The following is a 16,871-nucleotide window of genomic DNA, read 5'->3' as shown; positions in this document are numbered from 1 at the left end:
AAGTCCGGTGGTTCGTCCGCCCGTTCAGGCTTGTCCGCCCGTTCACAAAGTCAGCGGCAGCCCCGCGCTCAGTCCCACTCCAGACCGCCGCGCCGCCACACGTAGGCGTAGGCGACGAAGACGGTGGCGATGAACAGGAGCATCTCGACCAGCCCGAAGATCCCCAGGGCGTCGAAACTCACCGCCCATGGGTAGAGGAAGACGATCTCGATGTCGAAGACGATGAAGAGCATCGCCGTCAGGTAGTACTTGATCGGGAACCGACCGCCGCCCACGGGCTGCGGGGTCGGCTCGATGCCGCACTCGTACGCCTCCAACTTGGCCCGGTTGTAGCGCTTGGGGCCGGTCAGTGAGGCCATCACAACGGAACCGACCGCGAACGCCGCCGCGATGGCACCGAGTACGAGGATCGGCGCGTAGGCATTCATAGCCCCCGCTCCCTCCGTCCAGTCGTCCTTGACTGCAGATCGGAACCGACGGGTCACGCTGTGGTGGACCCGCGTTCCGGTTCCCGAGATCCACCCCATGTGAGGCAGTTCACAAAGCCCGGAACGAGCGCATCCTATGCCCGTCGGCTTGTGATCTGCGACACGCAGTTCACGGTGATCTTTGTGATCTACGCCACCCCCGGAATGGTGACGAAAGTGAACATGACCAGAGTTGTCGACCCAAAGAAGTCAAATGATCACAAACAGTCGCATTCATCGGTGAAGCGGCTGGTCAGAGCGGTGCTCCTATATCAACTATGCGCCTTCCAGGGCAAATTTCTGGACTTCATTTTGACGTGTTATAGCGCCTCACCCGCAGGGGTGGCGGCCCTCCGAACGCCCGCTTGACCCTTCGTTCACAAGCGCGCGAACCGCTCCGGCGGGCAGCCGTCGGGGGTGCCGGGGGCCGGTCAGGGGCCGGTCGGGGGCCCGGGGGCCCGGGGGCCGGGCCGGCTACCGACCGCCGGCTACGGGTTCCCGGTCCTCGGCCTGGTCCTCCGCCCGGGCCGCAGCGGGAGCCGGAGCGGGAGCCGGGGCGGGGACGGCGGTGCGGCGGCCCCAGGCGGTGCCGGCCAGCACGAGGACACCGCCGAGCAGAGCGAGCGGGCCGAGGTGGTCACCGGCCAGGGTGATGCCGAAGACGGCGGCCCAGAGCGGCTCGGTGCCCAGCAGCAGCCTGACCCGGGACGGCGAGGTCGTCCGCACCGCCCACATCTGCACGAAGAAGGCGAACAGCGTGCAGAGCAGGGCGAGATGCAGCAGCCAGGCCCACTGCGCCGGCCCGTACCCGGCCGCGACCGTCCACGGCGCGGGCCCGGCGAACGGCGCGACGGCGACGAACACCACGGCGGCGGCGGCGAGTTGGACCCAGGTCACGGCCAGCGAGTCGGTGTCACGAATGGCCCGGATCCGGGACATCGCCAGCACGTGCACCGTCCGCACCAGGGCGGCGCCGAGCACCAGCAGGTCCCCCGCCGAGGGCGGCTTCAGCCCGCCTCCCCCGGTCAGCAGCGCCACCCCGAGCACGGAGAGCCCCGCCGCCGCCAGAAAGGCCCGCGGCAGCGGCGTCCGGTTGACGGCGCTCTCCGCCAGCGGCGTGGTCACCATCGTGAGGCTGACGATCAGACCGGCGTTGGTCGCCGAGGTGTGCACCGCGCCGTACATCTCCAGCAGGAAGATCCCGCCGAGCACCAGCCCCAGCACCGCCCCGCCCAGCCACTCCCGCCGCCCCATCCCCCGCAGCGCCCGCCACGCGAACACCCCGAGCACCGGCAGCACCAGCCCGAACCGCAGCACCAGGACCGCCACCACCGTCCCCGGCTCCGCCACCCGCTGCACCGCCATGAAGCTCGACCCCCACACCACCGCCACCAGCAGCACGGGCACATCACGCAACGGCGACGAGGACGAGGACGAGAACAGTGAGGCGCGCATGGGCAAGGTTCCTCCGAGCAAGAGGCAGGGTGAGCAGCCCGTGCGACATCGAACGGAGCGGCGGACAGAGGCGCGGACAGAGCCGCGGACGGCGGCGCCATCCTTGCCCACCGGCCCTGGCCGATCAAGGCTTTTCCACGCCCTGCCCGGCAGCGCCCCGGGTCGTCCGGCGACAAGCCCTATCGTGGACCACGAGGTGGCGGCAACACGTCCACTGCGGGCAACTGCGAGGAGTTCGGAGTGAGCAAGGCGGATCCGGAAGGCGTCGCGGCGACCGGCCACGACGCCGCGACGCCGGGCGGTGACCGAGGTACGGCTGACCGCCTTCAAGACCTTCCACGACGCCGTGCTGCCGCTGACCCCGCTCACCCTGCTCATCGGCCGCGACAGCAGCGGCAAGTCGAACGCGCTGGACGCCCTGGAGGTGCTCTCGCGACTCGCGCAGGGTGAGGACATCCGCGACGCCCTGGACAGCCGGCGGCGCGACGCGGGCCCGGTTCGGGGAGGGCTGGAAGGCTGCCCCCCGCACGGCGAGGACGTCTTCACCCTGGGCTGCACGGTCAGCACGCCATGGAGCCTGCCCGCCACGCTCGATGTCACGATCCAGGTCCGGCCGGACATCCGCATCGTCCACGAGCAGCTCAGCGGGGCCGATCACCGGGGTGTCGTGGTCTGCGACCGTGACCCGGCCACCGGGGCCGGCCGCCTGCGTCCACTCCCCGAACTGGCCGGCTACGCCGCCGCCATGGCCGAGGGAAAGCTCGGCGACGTGGTGACCCGGGGCATCCTGGACGCGGCCGAAAGCCCCCGCGACTACTCCGACTTCGACCGTCTTCTCGGGATCGGCTGACCTGTGGCCCGCTTGGTGACCTTCGTCGACACTTCCGTCCTCCGCAACATCCTGAAGATCCCGAAGACGCTCGACCACCAGCTGGACTCCTACAACTGAGCTCCTTCCACTGGCGGGGCCCGGCGCTCAGGGGGGTGAGCGGCCCGTGGGCCTTCGGCGGCGGCCTCGATGTCGGCCGGGGTGCCGGACTCCACTCGAAATGCGACTGGAGTCGCATTAGGATGAGGATGGCGCGGCGGCACCGCCGGAGCAAGCGCTGACGCGACAGGAGTCCACTTTGAGCGACCGCGCCCCCCAGCCGGGCCACGCCCAGCCCGAGCCCCCCAGGGCCCCGACCCCCCGCCCCGGTGGCCGCAGCGCCCGGGTGCGGGCGGACGTGGTCGCCGCCACCCTCGCCGAGGTCACCGCCAGGGGGTACGACGGGCTGACCGTCGACGCGGTCGCCGCCCGCTCCGGTGTGCACAAGGCGACGCTGTACCGCCGCTGGGGCGGGGTGGACGGGCTGGTCGCGGACGCCCTCACCGCCTCGGCCGACCAGGTCTGGCCGCTGCCGGACACCGGGGACCTCGGGCAGGACCTGCGCCGCATCACCCGCGAGGTGTTCGCCGTCTTCACCGATCCGGAGCTGGGTTCCACCCCCACCGCCCTGATCACCGCCGCCCAGCGCTCCGACGCCGGCGCCGCCGCCCTGCGCGCCTTCTTCGCCGCCCGCCACCAGCAGGCCGCCGCCGTGGCCGAACGAGCCGTCACCCGCGGCGAGTTGCCCCCCGGCACGGACGGCGCCGAGGTGGTCAGGGCGGCGACCGCGCCGCTCTACTACCGGCTGTTCGTGACCGGCGAGCCACTGGATGCCCGGGCCGCCGAGCGGGCCGCCGACGCCGCGGCACTGGCCGCCCGCGCCGGGCTGTTCGCGCCGACGGGCGACTGACGTCTACCGGATCCCCACGACGGCATGGATGATGTCGCCATGACAACGCTGCCGCCCACCACCCCCCGGAAGGCCCGTCACGTGAAGCGCGAACACTGGGCGCTGCTCGCCACCGCCACCGTCCTCCCGCTCGCCGCGACCACCGGCACCGCCGCCGCGGACACCCCGCCGCCCGCGCCCCCGGCCACCACCTGCACGTACACCCCGGCCGTGCCCGCCGACAACTTCAAGGGCATCCCGGTCTTCGACGCCGAGAAGGCCGCCAAGCCCTACAGCGCGACCCTGAGGACCAGTCAGGGCGCCATCACCTTCCAGGCCCTGACCGGCCAGGCACCCTGCACCACCTTCTCGTTCCGCTTCCTCGCCGAGCACGACTACTTCGACCGCAGCCACTGCCACCGCCTGACCACCCAGCGGATCTTCGTCCTGCAGTGCGGCGACCCGACCGGCACCGGCAGCGGCGGCCCCGGCTACTCCTTCCCGGACGAGAACCTCACCGGCGCGACCTACCCCGCCGGCACCGTCGCGATGGCCAACGCGGGCCCGGATACCAACGGCAGCCAGTTCTTCTTCGTCTGGAAGGACACCAGGCTCTCCCCCGCCTACACGCCCTTCGGCCGGGTCACCGCCGGCCTGGACGTGCTGCAGAAGATCGCGGCGGGCGGCGAGGACGACCAGAACAGCCCCGGCGACGGCTTCCCCACCCTTCCGGTGAACATCCGCAACGTGAAGATCGCCAAGTGAGAACCGGCCAGTGAGAACCGGCCAGTGAGGACCGCCGGGTGAGAACCGCCGGGTGAGAACCGCCGGGTGAGAACCGGCAGCCGCCGAGCGGGCCCGTCACCCCGCTCCCGTACGGTGGACACCCGCCATCGAGACCCGCCATCGACACCGTACGGGAGCAGCGCCGCATGGACAGCAGGATCTGGGAGAGCGTCGACGAGCTCGTCGCCTGGCTGGACGCGGAGAACGCGGCCTCCCCGCAGGAGGAGCGCCTGCTGCGCATCCTCAAGCTCTCCGAGGAGGTCGGCGAGGTCGGCGCCGCGGTGATCGGCGCCACCGGCCAGAACCCGCGCAAGGGTGTCACCCACAGCTGGGAGGACGTTCAGCACGAGCTCTGCGACGTGGTCTTCACCGCCCTCGTCGCCCTGCGCACCCTCACCCCGGACGCCGCCCGCGTCTTCGCCGAACGGCTGGCCTACGTCGAGCGGCGCTCGACCGCCGGCCGCCGCCCGCCCGAGGAGAAGAAGGGCCCCGAGTAGGGCACCCCGCCGCGCCCGGAGTCACCCCCGCCGGCCGCCCGCCGCCACCGTCTCGTCCCCGGCCCGCAGCCGGGCCGCGAGGTCGCGCACGTCCTCGTACGAGATGGGCGCGGTGCGCAGGCCCAGCTCCTCGTGCACGGCACTGGTGATCTTGGAGAGCCCGCGCTTGAGGTGGCTGCCCGGGATGGACGGCTCGGCGGGTCGGTGCGCGCTCAACTGGTCGGCGACCTGGTGTAGTTGCTCCAGACTGAAGCGGCCGCGGTTGATCCACCAGGGCAGCGACGAGGTGACCTGGTAGGCCCAGTGCCGGCGGCAGGCCTCTTCGAGGAGGTCGCGGACGGCCTCGACGCGCTTCCGGCTGAGCCCGTTGGTGGTGTACCGGAACTGGTCGCGGTTGAGGTTGAGCAGCTGGTTGTCCTGACCGGTCACCTGGAGGCCGTGCAACTCGTCGACGGTGGACCGCCGTTCGTCCGGGGCGCGGCGGGTGAGCCGGTAGCGGCCGGACTTGATGGTCAGGATGTGCGCGCCGTGCTCTTCGAGGAAGGAGAGCCAGCGCAGTGAGAAGTTGATCGGCTCACCGGGAACGCCCACGATGATGAAGACGTGGACCTGGATCCCGGCGTTGTACAGGTTCTCCAGGATGCGGCCGTAGTTCGCCGGGTGGTTCCAGGGCTTGGCCTCCTGCCGCAGGGTCTGCGGATCGAGCGACTCCAGGCCGAGCTGCACCGCCCGGCAGCCGGCCTGGGCGAGCGCCTCGCAGTTCCTCGGGTCGAGCAGCTGGTCCCCGGCGGTCGGATAGCACTGCCAGGTGGCGCGGTGCCCGATGCGGGCGAGTTCCCGGCCGATCCTGATCTGCCGGGGGATGGTGAGGTACTCGTCGACGAAGTCGACACGCTCGACGCCGAGCGCGGCAATGTGCTCCGCGACGCGGCGCTCGGACATCACCCGGGGCTTGCCCAGGAAGGTGTCGCTGCCCGCGGCGATGGAGCAGAAGCCGCACCGCATCGGGCAGTTGGACATCGTGTGGAGCGGCGGCACGAAGTCCGGGCTCCACTGCCGGATCTCCCGGTCGAAGACGGGCGTGGGCAGCGACTCGTAGTCGGTCGGGGCGGGCGTGCGGTGGTTGACCCGTACGGTGCCGCGGTCGCGCCAGATCACCCCGGGCACGGTCGCCGGCGGGCCGGCCGGGGTGGCGGAACTGGCAGACGCGCTCGACCCCTGTGGTCGAGCGTCCCCCAGGGGGCGTGAGGGTTCGAAACCTTCCCCCGGCACCAGGGCCCCGCGCACACGCCGGAGGCGCCGGCGAAGCACCCCCGGCGCCCCGGGCACACCCGTCACCCGGCTGCGCGCCCGCCGTCCCGGACAGCGTGGAGGACGGCTCGGCGGCCGACAACGAGGCGCTCCGCGCACCCGCCCAGCGGTCAGGCGTTCGGCGCGACCTTCGCGAGGCCGTTGATGATGCGGTCCATGGCGTCGCCGCCCTGCGGGTCGGTGAGGTTGGCGAGCATCTTGAGGACGAACTTCATCAGGACGGGGTGGGTGAGCCCGCGCTGGGTGGCGAGCTGCATCACCTTGGGGTTGCCGATCATCTTCACGAAGCCGCGGCCGAGCGTGTAGTACCCGCCGTAGACGTCCTTGAGGATGCGCGGGTACGCCTGGAGGGCGCGCTCGCGGCCGGTCGGGGTGACCCGGGCGTGGGCCTGGACGATGACGCCGGCCGCGATCTGGCCGGATTCCATCGCGTAGGCGATGCCCTCGCCGTTGAACGGGTTGACCATGCCGGCGGCGTCACCGACGAGCAGCAGGCCCCGGGTGTAGTGCGGCTGCCGGTTGAAGGCCATCGGCAGGGCGGCGCCGCGGATCGGGTCGGTCATGTTCTCGGGGGTGTAGCCCCACTCCCCGGGCATGCTCGCGCACCAGGCCTTGAGCACCTCGCGCCAGTCCAGCTCGCCGAAGGCGGGCGAGGAGTTGAGGATGCCGAGGCCGACGTTGGAGGTGCCGTCGCCCATGCCGAAGATCCAGCCGTAGCCGGGCAGCAGCTTGCGCTGGCCGTCCCGGGTGTCCCACAGCTCCAGCCAGGACTCCAGGTAGTCGTCGTCGTGGCGCGGGGAGGTGAAGTACGTCCGGTAGGCGACGCCCATCGGGCGGTCCTCGCGGCGGTGCAGGCCCATGGCGAGCGAGAGCCGGGTGGAGTTGCCGTCGGCGGCGACGACCAGCGGCGCCCGGAAGGTGACCGGCCGCTTCTCCTCGCCGAGCTTGGCGGTGACGCCGACGATCCGGCCGGTGCGGTCGTCGAGCACCGGGCCGCTGACGTTGCAGCGCTCGTACAGCCGGGCGCCGGCCTTCACGGCCTGACGGGCCAGCAGCTCGTCGAAGTCGGCCCGCTTGCGGACCAGTCCGTAGTCGGGGAAGGCGGACAGCTCCGGCCAGTCCAGCTCCAGCCGGACACCGCCGCCGATGATCCGCAGGCCCTTGTTGTGCAGCCAGCCGTTCTCGGTCGAGACGTCGATGCCCATGTCGACCAGCTGCTTGGTGGCACGCGGGGTCAGGCCGTCGCCGCAGACCTTCTCGCGCGGGAACGCGGTCTTCTCCAGCAGCAGCACGTCCAGGCCGGCCTGGGCGAGGTAGTACGCGGTGGTGGCACCGGCGGGGCCCGCGCCGACCACGATGACATCGGCCGTGCTCTCGACGGTCCCCGTGCTCAGGTCGCTGAGGTCGACTGCGGTCTCGGACACGGTGGGCACTCTCCTGGAGCTGCGGCTGGGGGACGGCGGCGTTGTCCCCGGCAGTCTAGTTGCCGCCCCCGGCACGGGATCCGAGGGCGGTACCGAAGCCCGGCCGGCCCAGCCGTGCATAGTGCGTGCACCATGCACATAAACCCCCCGTGGTTACCATGAATGCGGACGTCGCAGGGAGAAACAGCCGCCCGGAGGCACGCGTGAGGGACCATCTGGACGACATCGAACGGGAGCTGATGCTCGTCGGACGCCACCACGCGATGGCCGGCGGGCGCGGCGGCGGGGAGCTGGAGCGCTCCGCCTATCTGCTGCTCTCCCGGATCGAGACGCAGGGGCCGATGTCGATCGGGCAGCTCGCGGAGGCGTTCCAGCTGGACACCTCCACCGTCAACCGGCAGGCGGCCGCGATGCTGCGCGCGGACGTGGTGAAGCGGATCCCGGACCCGGACGGCGGGATGGCCCGCAAGTTCGCCATCACCCCGGCCGGCGCCGAGGCACTGGCGGCGGACCGCCGCCGTCACCAGGAGGGGCTCGGCCGCGTCCTGGCGGACTGGACGGACGCCGAGGTCGCGGTCCTGGCCGAGTCGCTGACCCGGCTCAACCGCTCGATCGAGGCCCTCCAGGGCGTGGTCTGGCCGCGCGGCTGACCCGGGGGGTGCCGGACACCCCCCGGCCCGCGCGGCCGGAGCACGGCGTTACGCGACCTTGTACGCGCGGTGCAGCGCGACGATCCCGCCGGTGAGGTTGCGCCAGGCGGCCTTGGACCAGCCGGCCTCCTGCAGCTTCGCCGCCAGCGCGGGCTGGTCGGGCCAGGCCCGGATGGACTCGGCGAGGTAGACGTAGGCGTCCGGGTTGCTGCTGACCGCGGTGGCGACCGGCGGCAGGGCGCGCATCAGGTACTCGGTGTAGACCGTCCGCAGCGGCGTCCAGGTCGGGGTGGAGAACTCGCAGATCACCAGCTTGCCGCCGGGCTTGGTGACCCGGAACAGCTCGCGCAGCGCGGCGTCGGTGTCCTGGACGTTGCGCAGCGCGAAGGAGATCGTCACCGAGTCGAAGGTGTCGTCGGCGAACGGCAGGCTGGTGGCGTCCCCGGCGGTCAACGGCAGCTCGGGGTGGCGGCGCTTGCCCTCGGCCAGCATGCCGACCGAGAAGTCGCACGGGACGACCTTGGCGCCGGCCTCCTGGAAGGGCAGCGAGGAGGTGCCGGTGCCGGCTCCGAGGTCGAGCACGAGGTCCCCCGGTCCGGCGGCCACTGCCTCGGCCACCGCCCGCCGCCAGGCGCGGGCCTGGCCGAGGGAGAGCACGTCGTTGGTGCGGTCGTACTTGGCCGCGACGTCGTCGAACATGGCGGCGACTTCGTGCGGTTGCTTGTCCAGAGAGGCTCGGGTCACTCCCCCATTGTTCACCCTGGCCCCGACAGGCCGGGCAAGGGGGCACGCCGACCCGGGCCGGGGCGGCGCCGACGGCCTCAGTGCAGGGCGCGCCGCCCGCCGGAGCGGCGCCGTCGGCGCGAGCGCTTGCCGTGCGTTATCGCCGGCATCCCGTCGGCCAGCGCGTCGGTCGCCAGGGCCATGGTGCTGGCGATCCGGCCCTGGCCGCCGCGGAGGGCGAGCGCCCGGTGGTGCCGGCGGATGCGCACGACGCAGACGACGAAGAGCACCACGGCCACCGGCACACTGAACCGGGCCAGTCCGACGCCGACCGGCTGCGGGTAGGTGTCGCCGCAGATCCGGACGGCGCCCGGATCGTCGGCGGCGTGCTCCAGGCAGACCGCGTCACCCACCCTGGCCCCGTCCGCGACCGGCAGCCCGGCGGCGGTGTGCGGCTGGCCGACGGCCCGGTAGCTGACGCTGCTGTAGGAGCCGCCGCCGGTGGGCAACTGGGTGACGACCCCCTCGACTCTCACCGGGTTGGCGCCGATCTTGTCCGCCTGGTCGGCCTGACGCCAGCCGAGAAGGCACATGCCGACGGCCAGCACGGCGCTGAGCACGGCGGCGAGGTACCAGCCACGGCCCATCCGCGGGGATCGCGGCGGGGGGACGGTCGCGGATCGCATGGTTCCTGTCCTGGCTTGCCGTCGGGGCCTGGCACGGGGCCCCGCCACCCGCGGGGGCGGGCGGTACGTGGTGAGGGTACGGAGTGAGCTGTCCGGGATCGTATCCGCTGGCGGGCCCTCAGGTCACGGCGAAGGGCGAATCAGACCATCCACCCGGCACCGGAGTTCGACGGCACACGAAGGAAGTCCCCTGCCCCGTACGCACATCCGACTACCGGCGAGTAGAATGCCGGGCTCAGCGCCGCCGGTACACCAGTCGCCCGGCCAGGACGGTGGCCAGGCAGCCGCCGGGCAGCGGGCCCGCGCCACCGGGGGCGAACACCGCGAAGTCGGCCCGGCCCCCGGCCCCCAGCGGGCCGTGCACGGCCGCCGCGAGCGGCAGGACGGCCAGCGGGTCCAGCGGGCCCTCGGCACCCTCGCCGGGCAGCGCGGTGAGCCCCGAGCGGGCCACCGCGGTCCGGACCGCGGCCCGTTCGAACGGCCCGGCCACCGCCGTCACGCCGAACCCGAGCATCCGTTGCAGCCCGCGCCGGGCGCTCGCGCCGCACGCCGTCTCGTCCGTCGCGTCCGTCACGCCCCCGGGCACCGGCTCACTGCCCGCGTTCTCCCGCGGGTCGGGGTGGTACGCGCGCTCCAGCAGCCAGTGCCCGTACGGGTTGCGCAGGCCGGGGGTGAGCAGGCCCTCCCCCCAGTCGCGCAGCCGGGCCGCCGGGTGGGCGGCCGCCAGCCCGGCGTACGGACCGAGCGCCTCGATCAGCTCGCCGCGCACCAGCACCGCCCCGTCGGCGACGGACGGGGCGGTGGGGTCGGCCGGATCGGGCAGCAGCAGGGCCGCCCGGTGGAGGGTGAGCACGGTCGGGAGCGCTCAGCCGTTGTCGAGGATCTTCAGCTCGGGGTGCGCGGTGCCGCCCTCGATCGCGGTGGAGGCGATGTGCGAGGCGACCCGCGGGTCGACCGGGTCGTTCGCCGGGTCGTCCAGCACCCGCAGGTGCTCGTACGTGGTGGAGCGCTGGGCGGGCACCCGGCCGGCGGCCCGGATCAGGTGGATCAGCTCGGTGAGGTTGGAGCGGTGCTTGGCGCCGGCCGCCGAGACCACGTTCTCCTCCAGCATGACCGAGCCGAGGTCGTCCGCGCCGTAGTGCAGCGACAGCTGGCCGGCCTCCTTGCCGGTGGTCAGCCAGGAGCCCTGGATGTGCGCCACGTTGTCGAGGAAGAGCCGGGCGATGGCGATCATCCGCAGGTACTCGAAGACGGTCGCCTGGGTCGAACCCTTGAGGTGGTTGTTCTGCGGCTGGTAGGTGTACGGGATGAAGGCCCGGAAGCCGCCGGTGCGGTCCTGCACGTCGCGGATCATCCGCAGGTGCTCGATCCGCTCGGCGTTGGTCTCGCCGGTGCCCATCAGCATGGTGGAGGTGGACTCCACGCCGAGGCCGTGCGCCGCCTCCATGATCTCCAGCCAGCGCTCGCCGGACTCCTTGAGCGGCGCGATCGCCTTCCGCGGCCGCTCCGGCAGCAGCTCGGCGCCGGCGCCCGCGAAGGAGTCCAGGCCCGCCTTGTGGATCCGGGTGATGGCCTCCTCGACCGACACCCCGGAGATCCTGGCCATGTGGTCGACCTCGGACGCGCCCAGCGAGTGGATCACCAGCTGCGGGAACTCCGCCTTGATCGCCGAGAAGGCGCGCTCGTAGTACTCCACGCCGTAGTCCGGGTGGTGCCCGCCCTGGAACATGATCTGGGTGCCGCCCAGCTCGACCGTCTCCGCGCAGCGGCGCAGGATCTCGTCGAGGTCGCGGGACCAGCCCTTGTCGCTCTTCGGCGGCACGTAGAAGGCGCAGAACTTGCACGCCGTCACGCAGACGTTGGTGTAGTTGATGTTGCGCTCGATGATGTACGTCGCGATGTGCTCGGTACCGGCGTAGCGGCGGCGGCGCACCGTGTCGGCCGCCGAGCCGAGCGCGTGCAGCGGCGCCGAGCGGTACAGCTCCAGCGCCTCCTCCGGGCTGATCCGGCCCCCGGCCGCGGCCCGGTCGAGCACGGCCTGCAGGTCGGTGCTGGGCGCATCGAGGGTGGTCGCTGCGAGCTCGGACACCTGGCGGCCTTCTCTCTCTCGGGTACTGCTGCGTGGTTCTCGGTACGCCCTGCTCAGCACGGCGTACCGGTACGGCCGAACCAGCCTACGCCAGCGTCCGCGCGCCCCCGCGTCAGCCCGCTTTCCGCAGCGTTCCGGACGGGTTCCCGGCGGCCGGGTCGTCCGAGGTGAACCGGATCGTGCCGTCCTTCTGGAGGGTGAGCGTCTCCGCGTTCGACCCGCCGGTGCACGCCCCGGGCAGCGAGGAGCGGACCAGCCGGGAGACGAAGACCAGCTTCTCCGGCGAGGCCGAGCGGAGCGTCCAGGACCCTTCGCAGCTGACCGGGATCAGGCCGGTGGCGGCGTTGCGGCTGGTGGTGTTCGCCTGCCCGAGCGCGGCCGGGCCGATGGTGAGCGTGGTGGTGCCGGCCGGCAGCCCCTTCTCGGTGGTCATGTCGCCGCTCCAGGTGCCGACGAAGGCCGCCGGGACGACGCTCGGGCCGGCGGCCGTGCCGGGCGGCGGCTGGGTGACGGTCGTGGTGGTGGAGGAGGTCGTCGTCGAGGTCGACGCCGTCACCGAGATGTCCACGGAGGAGGAGGAAGAGGAGGTGGTCTCGGCGGTGGCGGTGGCGTCGGGCTGCTCCAGCCCCCGGTAGACCTGGTGGCCGAGGACGGCGGCCACGGCCGCGAGGACCAGGCCGCCCACCAGCCCGGCGATCCAGCGCCGGCCGCCGGGCTCCGCCGTCCGGCCGGGCTCCGCCGCCGGCACCAGCGTCGGCGTCCGGTCCACCGGCCGGGCGTCCTCCGGCGGCACGGTGAGCGGCGCGGCCGGCGGCGCCCCGGCCGTGTCCGGGCCGGTCTCCCCCTCCAGGTCGAGCAGCCGGACGGCGCCGCGCCCGACCTCCTCCGCCAGCCCGGGCGGCAGCCAGCCGCCCCGGGCCAGCCGCCCGGCGGCCGCGCCGTCGGCGTCCAGCCACTGGAGCAGACCGCGCGGGGTGGGCCGGTCGGCCGGGTCCTTGGCCAGGCAGGCGGCGACGACCGGGCGCAGCGCGGGGCCCAGCCCGGCGAGGTCGGGCTCCTCGTGCAGCACCCGGTAGAGCAGCACCGCCACACTCACCCCCTCGCCGAACGGCGGTACGCCGGTGGCGGCGTAGGCGAGCACCGCGCCGAGCGAGAAGACGTCGCTCGGCGGCCCGGCGGGCCGGCCCTCCGCCTGCTCCGGCGACATGAAGCCGGGCGAGCCGACCACATAACCGGACTGGGTGACGCCGCTGGTGGCGTCCAGCGCGCGGGCGATGCCGAAGTCGATCAGGCGCGGCCCGTCCAGGGTGAGCAGCACATTGGACGGCTTGACGTCCCGGTGCACCAGCCCGAGCGCGTGGACGTGCGCCAGCGCCTCGGCCAGCCCGACGCCGAGGCTGCGCACGGCCGGTTCGGGGAGCCGCCCGACCGCCCGGACGGCCTCGCCGAGGGCCGGCCCGGCGACGTACCCGGTGGCGACCCAGGGGTGCTCGCCCTCGGTGTCGGCGTCCAGGACGGGCGCCGTCCAGGCGCCGCCGACCCGGCGGGCCGCGGCGACCTCCTGCCGGAACCGGGCCCGGAACTCGGCGTCCTCGGCCAGTTCGCCGCGGACCAGCTTGACGGCGACCGTGCGGCCGCCGGCCGTCCGGCCGAGGTAGACCCGGCCCATCCCGCCCGCACCGAGCCGCCGCAGCAGCCGGTACTCGCCCACCTGGCGCGGATCCTCCGACCCCAGTGCCTGCATCCCGCACGCTCCCCTCGCCGCCCGCCCAGGACGTCCGGCACGTCCGGCCCGCCCGGGACCAGCACCGTACCGGGATCAGGCGACGGCCACGGGTACGGGTTCGGCGTCCAGCAGTCGAACGGCGACGTCCGGGGCGAAGCCGCTGTCGTGGGCGACCCGGCGGGCGAACTCGGCGACGCCCGCCAACTGCCGCTCGCCGAGCGAGAAGTCCAGCGCCTCGCTGAAGTACCGCTCCAGCACCTCGGCGTCGAACGCCTCCCAGCGGGCCGCGTGCTCGGCGACCTCGCGGGCCTCCACCAGCGAGAGGTCCCGGGACTCCAGGAACGCCCGGTGCACCGCCGCCGTCAACTCCGGGCTGCGCTCGGCGAAGTCGCGGCGGGCGGCCCAGACGGCGAAGACGAACGGCAGCCCGGTCCACTCCTTCCACATCTCGCCGAGGTCGTGCACCGTCAGCCCCTGGGCGGCGGCCTGTCCGAGGTAGGCGCGCAGGGCCGGGTCGCCGATCAGTACGGCGGCGTCCGCCTCGGCGAGCATCGCGTCCAGGTCGGGCGGGCAGCTGAAGTACTCCGGCCGCACCCCTTCCCGCTCCTCCAGCAGCAGCCGGGCGAGGCGCACCGACGTCCGGCTGGTGGAGCCGAGGGCGACCCGGCGGCCGTCCAGGTCGGCGAGCGGCACCTTGCTGACGATCACACAGGACATCACCGGGCCGTCGCTGCCGACCGCGATGTCGGGCAGGACCAGCAGTTCGTCGGCGTGCCGCAGATACTCCACGCAGGTGATCGGCCCGATGTCCAGCGCACCCCCGACCAGCTGATCGCTCAGCTTCTCCGGGGTGTCCTTGGTGAGGTCGAGATCGAGCAGATTGCCGGTTCTGGCCAGACCCCAGTAGAGAGGGACGCAGTTGAGGAACTGAATATGCCCGACCCGCGGCCTGACCGGGGTGTTCTCCCGGGGCTCCCGCGATTGCGCATCCGCTGCTGACACTGCGCCGCTCCCTTGCTGTTCGTGCGCCTCCCCGCAGGGTATGCCCGCCCTCCGGGAAGCCCCTCACCGCCCTTACGACACGCCCTGTCCACCCCGCAAGTCACCCCTGGTCGTCACAGCGACCGCATGCTAGCGTTGCCCTCAGTTGCAGTTTGATTCCCCTTGCAGTACTTGAAGCCTGCGGAGCATGTAACCGCAGGCTTTTTGTAGTTTTTCAGCAATATCGAAAAACTCCGGACCCGTCCGGAGGCAGGGCGATCAGCGCAGCGGACCGGGCACCACACGGTGTGGTCCCCAACACGCCTCGCAAGGAGAACGGCATGGCTCAGGGAACCGTCAAGTGGTTCAACGCTGAGAAGGGCTTCGGCTTCATCGCCCAGGAGGGCGGCGGCCCCGACGTCTTCGTCCACTACTCCGCCATCAACGCGAACGGTTTCCGCTCGCTGGAGGAGAACCAGGCGGTCAGCTTCGACGTCACCCAGGGCCCGAAGGGCCCGCAGGCGGAGAACGTCACCGCTATCTGACCATCCTCTGATGTTCTGATCGCTCGGGACCCCATCGGGTCCGCCGACGGCCCCCGACGGCCGTCACCATGAGCACAAGAGCAACACCCAAGGGGGCCCACCGATCCGGCGGGCCCCCTGCCTTGTGCCCCGGCCCGCCCGCGTCGGCCTGAGGAGCCGGGGTCAGGCGGTCGCCGGCGTACCGCCCTTGGCGGACTGGGCCGGGATGCCGGCGGCCGGGGCGTCCCCGTAGAGGTCGCCGGTGGGGCTGTTGTAGGCGACGAGGTCGAGGGTCTTCTCGCGGGCCGCGACCAGGACCGGCACCAGCGCCTGGCCCGCGACGTTGGTCGCGGTGCGCATCATGTCGAGGATCGGGTCGATGGCGAGGAGCAGGCCCACGCCCTCCAGCGGGAGACCCAGGGTGGAGAGGGTCAGCGTCAGCATCACGATCGCGCCGGTGAGGCCCGCGGTGGCGGCCGAGCCGATCACCGAGACGAAGGCGATCAGCAGGTAGTCCCTGATGCCGAGGTCGATGTTGTAGACCTGGGCGACGAAGATCGCGGCCAGCGAGGGGTAGATCGCGGCGCAGCCGTCCATCTTGGTGGTGGCGCCGAACGGAACCGCGAAGCTCGCATACTCGCTCGGGACGCCGAGGCGCTCGGTGACCCGGCGGGTGACCGGCAGGGCGCCGACCGAGGAGCGGGAGACGAAGGCCAGCTGGATGGCGGGCCAGGCACCCTTGAAGAAGTTCAGCGGGTTGAGGCCGCCGGCGAACTTCAGCAGCAGGGAGTAGGCGACGAACATCACCAGCGCGCAACCGATGTAGACGTCCGCGGTCAGGGTCGCGAAGGGCTTCAGCAGGTCCCAGCCGTACTTGGCGACGGACTTGCCGATCAGGCCGAGGGTGCCGAGCGGGGAGAGCCGGATGACCCACCACAGGGCGGTCTGGGTCAGCTCCAGGACGGACTCGCTGAGCTTGAGGACCGGCTCGGCCCTGGCGCCGAGCTTGATGATCGCCGCGCCGACCACGACCGCCATGAAGACGATCTGCAGCACGTTCACCTCGGTGAACGCGGTGACGATGTTGGTCGGGAAGATGCCGGTCAGGAAGTCGATCCAGCTACCGGACGACTTCGGTGCCTTCAGGCCCTCGGTGGTGAGGTTGGTGCCCTGGCCGGGGTTGGTCAGCAGGCCCAGGCCCAGGCCGATCGCGACCGCGATCAGCGAGGTGATCAGGAACCAGAGGAGTGTGCGAACGGCCAGCCGGGCCGCGTTGGTGACGTTGCGCAGATTGGCGACGCTCACCACGATCGCGGTGAACACCAGCGGCGGGACGGCCAGCTTCAGCAGCTGGACGAAGATCTTGCCGATGGTCTCCAGGGTGGTCGCCAGCCAGGAGATGTCGGCGGAGCGGGCCAGGTAGCCGAGACCGACACCGAACACGAGGCCGGCGACGATCTGGACCCAGAACGGGGTCTTGCGGATTCTGGCGAGCACGGACGGCGACGAGGTCGCCTCGGGCGCTGTGGACATGACGGTGCGGCTCCGGGAAGGGCGTTGCTGACGGTGAGATGAGGCGGGGAAGGCGACACGGCGCACGAGGCGAGCGGGGAGGGCTCAGCCCTCGTCAGGGGCGTGCCGCCGGGATACAGCTCATGGCGCGACAACGGCGCGGGCTGTCCACAGCACCCGGCAGGCGGCACACGCGGGCGGCCGTGGGCGTCGAGCCCATGCCGTGCGTCCGGGGTGCGCCTGAGGTGGTCATGGCCGTTACGTTAGCAGTAAAGGTTTGAGA

The 16,871-nt window shown here is 72.3% G+C and carries 17 protein-coding genes and 1 tRNA gene; 7 read left to right on the top strand and 11 right to left on the bottom strand.

Going from position 1 to position 16,871, the window contains the following annotated elements; all coding sequences use genetic code 11:
* Positions 1 to 68 precede the first annotated feature (68 nt).
* Both ACIQIB_RS08650 and ACIQIB_RS08645 read right to left on the bottom strand, forming a co-directional pair.
* Positions 69 to 428: an NADH-quinone oxidoreductase subunit A gene (locus tag ACIQIB_RS08650; protein WP_014137597.1), complete on the bottom strand. Its 360-nt coding sequence runs from the start codon at positions 426 to 428 to the stop codon at positions 69 to 71.
* 513 nt (positions 429 to 941) lie between these two features.
* A complete protein-coding gene (locus ACIQIB_RS08645; RefSeq protein ID WP_400757330.1) occupies positions 942 to 1,922 on the bottom strand; it encodes a DMT family transporter in 981 nt (326 codons plus the stop codon).
* 301 nt (positions 1,923 to 2,223) lie between these two features.
* Between ACIQIB_RS08645 and ACIQIB_RS08640 the strand changes: the two genes are divergently transcribed.
* The 4 genes from ACIQIB_RS08640 (at position 2,224) to ACIQIB_RS08625 (ending at position 4,962) form a co-directional block, all read left to right on the top strand.
* Positions 2,224 to 2,772, top strand: coding sequence for a hypothetical protein (locus ACIQIB_RS08640; protein WP_400757328.1), 549 nt, complete (start codon positions 2,224 to 2,226; stop codon positions 2,770 to 2,772).
* A gap of 277 nt (positions 2,773 to 3,049) precedes the next feature.
* On the top strand, positions 3,050 to 3,700 hold the full coding sequence (locus ACIQIB_RS08635) for a TetR/AcrR family transcriptional regulator (protein ID WP_400653733.1): 651 nt from the start codon (positions 3,050 to 3,052) through the stop codon (positions 3,698 to 3,700).
* Positions 3,701 to 3,739: 39 nt separating this feature from the next.
* Positions 3,740 to 4,444, top strand: a complete 705-nt coding sequence (locus ACIQIB_RS08630) for a peptidylprolyl isomerase (protein ID WP_400653732.1) — start codon at positions 3,740 to 3,742, stop codon at positions 4,442 to 4,444.
* A gap of 167 nt (positions 4,445 to 4,611) precedes the next feature.
* A complete protein-coding gene (locus ACIQIB_RS08625) occupies positions 4,612 to 4,962 on the top strand; it encodes a MazG-like family protein (protein ID WP_400757327.1) in 351 nt (116 codons plus the stop codon).
* A 21-nt stretch (positions 4,963 to 4,983) separates the two neighbouring features.
* Here ACIQIB_RS08625 and ACIQIB_RS08620 read toward each other — a convergent pair whose 3' ends face one another.
* Positions 4,984 to 6,120 (bottom strand): B12-binding domain-containing radical SAM protein, encoded by a 1,137-nt coding sequence (locus tag ACIQIB_RS08620; RefSeq protein WP_400757326.1) that lies wholly within the window; start codon positions 6,118 to 6,120, stop codon positions 4,984 to 4,986.
* 25 nt (positions 6,121 to 6,145) lie between these two features.
* On the opposite strand from ACIQIB_RS08620, the gene ACIQIB_RS08615 reads away from it, so the two are divergent.
* Positions 6,146 to 6,236, top strand: a tRNA-OTHER gene (locus ACIQIB_RS08615).
* A 147-nt stretch (positions 6,237 to 6,383) separates the two neighbouring features.
* Here ACIQIB_RS08615 and ACIQIB_RS08610 read toward each other — a convergent pair.
* Positions 6,384 to 7,697 carry a geranylgeranyl reductase family protein gene (locus tag ACIQIB_RS08610; protein ID WP_363607844.1) on the bottom strand — a complete coding sequence of 438 codons (1,314 nt, stop codon included), beginning with the start codon at positions 7,695 to 7,697 and terminating at the stop codon, positions 6,384 to 6,386.
* Positions 7,698 to 7,936: 239 nt separating this feature from the next.
* Between ACIQIB_RS08610 and ACIQIB_RS08605 the strand changes: the two genes are divergently transcribed.
* The gene (locus tag ACIQIB_RS08605) at positions 7,937 to 8,347 is read left to right on the top strand and encodes a MarR family transcriptional regulator (RefSeq protein ID WP_400653770.1); all 411 of its coding nucleotides are present in this window, start codon (positions 7,937 to 7,939) and stop codon (positions 8,345 to 8,347) included.
* A gap of 48 nt (positions 8,348 to 8,395) precedes the next feature.
* On the opposite strand, the gene ACIQIB_RS08600 is transcribed toward ACIQIB_RS08605, so the two are convergent.
* The 6 genes from ACIQIB_RS08600 to ACIQIB_RS08575 form a co-directional block, all read right to left on the bottom strand.
* Positions 8,396 to 9,091, bottom strand: a complete 696-nt coding sequence (locus ACIQIB_RS08600) for a demethylmenaquinone methyltransferase (protein ID WP_363607846.1) — start codon at positions 9,089 to 9,091, stop codon at positions 8,396 to 8,398.
* A gap of 77 nt (positions 9,092 to 9,168) precedes the next feature.
* Entirely contained in the window at positions 9,169 to 9,756 is a 588-nt protein-coding gene (locus ACIQIB_RS08595) for a hypothetical protein (RefSeq protein WP_363607847.1), read from the bottom strand.
* 235 nt (positions 9,757 to 9,991) lie between these two features.
* Positions 9,992 to 10,609, bottom strand: coding sequence for an imidazolonepropionase-like domain-containing protein (locus tag ACIQIB_RS08590; RefSeq protein WP_363607848.1), 618 nt, complete (start codon positions 10,607 to 10,609; stop codon positions 9,992 to 9,994).
* Positions 10,610 to 10,621: 12 nt separating this feature from the next.
* Positions 10,622 to 11,845 (bottom strand): cyclic dehypoxanthinyl futalosine synthase, encoded by a 1,224-nt coding sequence (gene mqnC / locus ACIQIB_RS08585; protein WP_363607849.1) that lies wholly within the window; start codon positions 11,843 to 11,845, stop codon positions 10,622 to 10,624.
* A gap of 112 nt (positions 11,846 to 11,957) precedes the next feature.
* Complete coding sequence (locus ACIQIB_RS08580) at positions 11,958 to 13,589, bottom strand: serine/threonine-protein kinase (protein ID WP_400653729.1); 1,632 nt, start codon at positions 13,587 to 13,589, stop codon at positions 11,958 to 11,960.
* A 75-nt stretch (positions 13,590 to 13,664) separates the two neighbouring features.
* Positions 13,665 to 14,573, bottom strand: a complete 909-nt coding sequence (locus ACIQIB_RS08575; protein ID WP_363607851.1) for a menaquinone biosynthesis protein — start codon at positions 14,571 to 14,573, stop codon at positions 13,665 to 13,667.
* Positions 14,574 to 14,893: 320 nt separating this feature from the next.
* On the opposite strand from ACIQIB_RS08575, the gene ACIQIB_RS08570 reads away from it, so the two are divergent.
* Positions 14,894 to 15,097: a cold-shock protein gene (locus ACIQIB_RS08570; RefSeq protein WP_057227626.1), complete on the top strand. Its 204-nt coding sequence runs from the start codon at positions 14,894 to 14,896 to the stop codon at positions 15,095 to 15,097.
* A gap of 162 nt (positions 15,098 to 15,259) precedes the next feature.
* Here the strand turns inward: ACIQIB_RS08570 and ACIQIB_RS08565 are convergent, their stop codons facing one another.
* Positions 15,260 to 16,609 carry a dicarboxylate/amino acid:cation symporter gene (locus ACIQIB_RS08565; protein WP_363607852.1) on the bottom strand — a complete coding sequence of 450 codons (1,350 nt, stop codon included), beginning with the start codon at positions 16,607 to 16,609 and terminating at the stop codon, positions 15,260 to 15,262.
* Positions 16,610 to 16,871 lie beyond the last annotated feature (262 nt).

It is taken from the genome of Kitasatospora sp. NPDC092286 (assembly GCF_044755565.1).
Lineage (GTDB): Bacteria > Actinomycetota > Actinomycetes > Streptomycetales > Streptomycetaceae > Kitasatospora.
The sequence above is the reverse complement of the archived record's forward strand: the minus strand, read 5'-3'. Positions and strand labels throughout refer to the sequence as shown.

Bases quoted from the DNA above. Each gene is read 5' to 3' on its own strand.
- ACIQIB_RS08645 (WP_400757330.1), bottom strand. From the start codon at position 1,922: ATGCGCGCCTCACTGTTCTCGTCCTCGTCCTCGTCGCCGTTGCGTGAT.
- ACIQIB_RS08580 (WP_400653729.1), bottom strand. From the start codon at position 13,589: ATGCAGGCACTGGGGTCGGAGGATCCGCGCCAGGTGGGCGAGTACCGG.
- ACIQIB_RS08595 (WP_363607847.1), bottom strand. From the start codon at position 9,756: ATGCGATCCGCGACCGTCCCCCCGCCGCGATCCCCGCGGATGGGCCGT.
- ACIQIB_RS08565 (WP_363607852.1), bottom strand. From the start codon at position 16,609: ATGTCCACAGCGCCCGAGGCGACCTCGTCGCCGTCCGTGCTCGCCAGA.
- ACIQIB_RS08625 (WP_400757327.1), top strand. From the start codon at position 4,612: ATGGACAGCAGGATCTGGGAGAGCGTCGACGAGCTCGTCGCCTGGCTG.
- ACIQIB_RS08630 (WP_400653732.1), top strand. From the start codon at position 3,740: ATGACAACGCTGCCGCCCACCACCCCCCGGAAGGCCCGTCACGTGAAG.
- ACIQIB_RS08605 (WP_400653770.1), top strand. From the start codon at position 7,937: ATGCTCGTCGGACGCCACCACGCGATGGCCGGCGGGCGCGGCGGCGGG.
- ACIQIB_RS08570 (WP_057227626.1), top strand. From the start codon at position 14,894: ATGGCTCAGGGAACCGTCAAGTGGTTCAACGCTGAGAAGGGCTTCGGC.
- ACIQIB_RS08650 (WP_014137597.1), bottom strand. From the start codon at position 428: ATGAATGCCTACGCGCCGATCCTCGTACTCGGTGCCATCGCGGCGGCG.